General features: G+C 63.8%; 3 protein-coding genes. All 3 read left to right on the top strand.

What is annotated here, in order from left to right; genetic code table 11:
* A partial coding sequence (locus ABLE91_RS28890; RefSeq protein WP_348936007.1) for a branched-chain amino acid ABC transporter permease occupies positions 1-443 on the top strand: 443 nt, incomplete at its 5' end.
* 33 nt (positions 444-476) lie between these two features.
* On the top strand, positions 477-1316 hold the full coding sequence (locus ABLE91_RS28885; protein ID WP_348936006.1) for a fumarylacetoacetate hydrolase family protein: 840 nt from the start codon (positions 477-479) through the stop codon (positions 1314-1316).
* Positions 1317-1715: 399 nt separating this feature from the next.
* A partial coding sequence (locus tag ABLE91_RS28880; protein WP_348936005.1) for a sigma-70 family RNA polymerase sigma factor occupies positions 1716-2109 on the top strand: 394 nt, incomplete at its 3' end.

The following is a 2109-nucleotide window of genomic DNA, read 5'->3' as shown; positions in this document are numbered from 1 at the left end:
TCTACCGGGCGGTGCACTCGCCGTTCGGACAGGTGCTGAAAGCGATCCGCGAGAACGAGCCGCGCGCCATCTCGCTGGGCTACCGGGTGAACCAATACAAGACCCTCGCCTTCGTGCTCTCGGCGGCCCTCGCCGGGCTCGCCGGCTCCACCAAGGCCATCGTGTTCCAGCTCGCTTCCCTCACCGACGTCGCCTGGCAGATGTCCGGCGAGGTGATCCTGATGACCCTGGTGGGCGGCATGGGCACCATCCTCGGCCCGGTGGTGGGCGCCGCCATCATCGTCACCATGCAGAACTACCTCGCCTCCCTGGGCGAGTGGGTGCTCGTCATCCAGGGCGTCATCTTCGTCCTCGCCGTCTCGCTCTTCAGAAAGGGCGTCGTCGGAGAGGTCCTGGCGCTGCGGGAGCGGCTCTCGAGCCGGAGCGGCGGTAGATCCGCCTGAACCCACATTATCCTGAACATATGGAATCGACCCATGAAGCTCTGTCGTTTCGGTGCCGCCGGACATGAGAAGCCCGGTCTTCTTGATGGCAACGGCGCACTGCGTGATCTCTCAGGCGTGTTCAACGACATCGACGCCGCGCTGCTGTCGCCCGATGGTTTGGCGCGTCTCGCGGCTGTAGACGTCGCCATGCTGCCGCTGGTCTCGGGCGAGCCGCGGCTGGGCGTGCCCTATACCGGCATCTCGAAGTTCATCTGCATCGGCCTGAACTATTCCGACCATGCCGCGGAGGCGGGCATGGCGGTTCCGAGCGAGCCCATCATCTTCCTGAAGGCGAACAGCGCCATTTCCGGCCCGAACGACCCTATCCTGCAGCCGCGCCATTCCACCAAACTGGACTGGGAGGTGGAACTCGGGGTCGTGATCGGGAGCAGGGCGTCCTACGTGTCCGAGGGCGAGGCGCTGGATCATGTGGCCGGCTATTGCGTGATCAACGACGTCTCGGAGCGCGGCTTCCAGATGCAGTCCTCGCAATGGGACAAAGGAAAGGGCTGTGACACGTTCGGCCCCATCGGCCCCTGGCTCGTGACGAGGGACGAGGTCGCCGACCCGCAGGACCTGGACATGTGGCTGGACGTGAACGGCACCCGCATGCAATCGGGCAACACGCGGACAATGATCTTCGGTGTCCGCTCTTTGGTGTCCTATTGCAGCCGCTACATGACCCTGCTTCCCGGCGACATCATCGCCACCGGAACCCCGCCAGGGGTTGGAATGGGGATCAAGCCGGAGCCCGTCTGGCTGAAGCCCGGCGATGTGGTCGAGCTTGGGATCGCAGGGCTGGGACATCAAAGGCAACAGGTCTCATTATAGCACGAGATGCCACTTGGCTGCCAAGGCGGGAGGGAATTCGCCAAGCCGGGCGATGGCTCTGGAGATCTCTGGCGAGCAGTCCCGCTGGCACTTCTCGCGACGTCGAAGCGATCTCTAGTTCGCAATGCGTCCTGGTCGGCCAGCTCTGTAGCCGGCGACGGCAGAGCCCTATGTTTGGTCCCGGGCTTTAGATTTTACGCGGTGTTTGCATCGCCATAGATACATCAGGCGAAAGTGCGCCATACCGGAGCCAGCAGCGTTTGAAGCACGGCAGCTAACTGGCGCGAGGCCGCCTCATCGTCCATCCGCGCAGCCTCAAGGTAGCCCGCGGACCGTGTCTGCGCCGATTTCCTTTGAGGTTGTGGGATTAAACCCGTTGGCAGCCTCGTACACTCACTGATGGTCCGAAAACCGCAATTCGATGTCCTGCTCCAGGTCGCCGCTCTTCGGCGCTATGCGCGCGTGCTCACGCGGAACGAGGCTGATGCCGAGGATCTGGTGCACGACACCCTCGTGCGCGCCTATGAGAAGAGGGCGAGCTTCAAGGCAGGGCACAGCCTGCGCGCCTGGATGCTGTCCATTCTCCACAATGTGTTCATCGATGTGCGCCGCCGCCGGAAGGCCGAAGCGGAGCGCATCAGCCGGGCCGCGGAGCTGAACGAGAATGCCATCGCGCCCATCCAGGATCTTCGGGTCCGGCTCGATCAGGTCCGCCGCGCCTTCCTTGAGCTGCCGGAAGATCAGCGCACTGCGCTGCATCTCGTGGCCATTGAGGGGATGACGTTCGCGGAGG

This window comes from Aquabacter albus (assembly GCF_040049275.1).
Taxonomy (GTDB): domain Bacteria; phylum Pseudomonadota; class Alphaproteobacteria; order Rhizobiales; family Xanthobacteraceae; genus Aquabacter.
The sequence above is the reverse complement of the archived record's forward strand: the minus strand, read 5'-3'. Positions and strand labels throughout refer to the sequence as shown.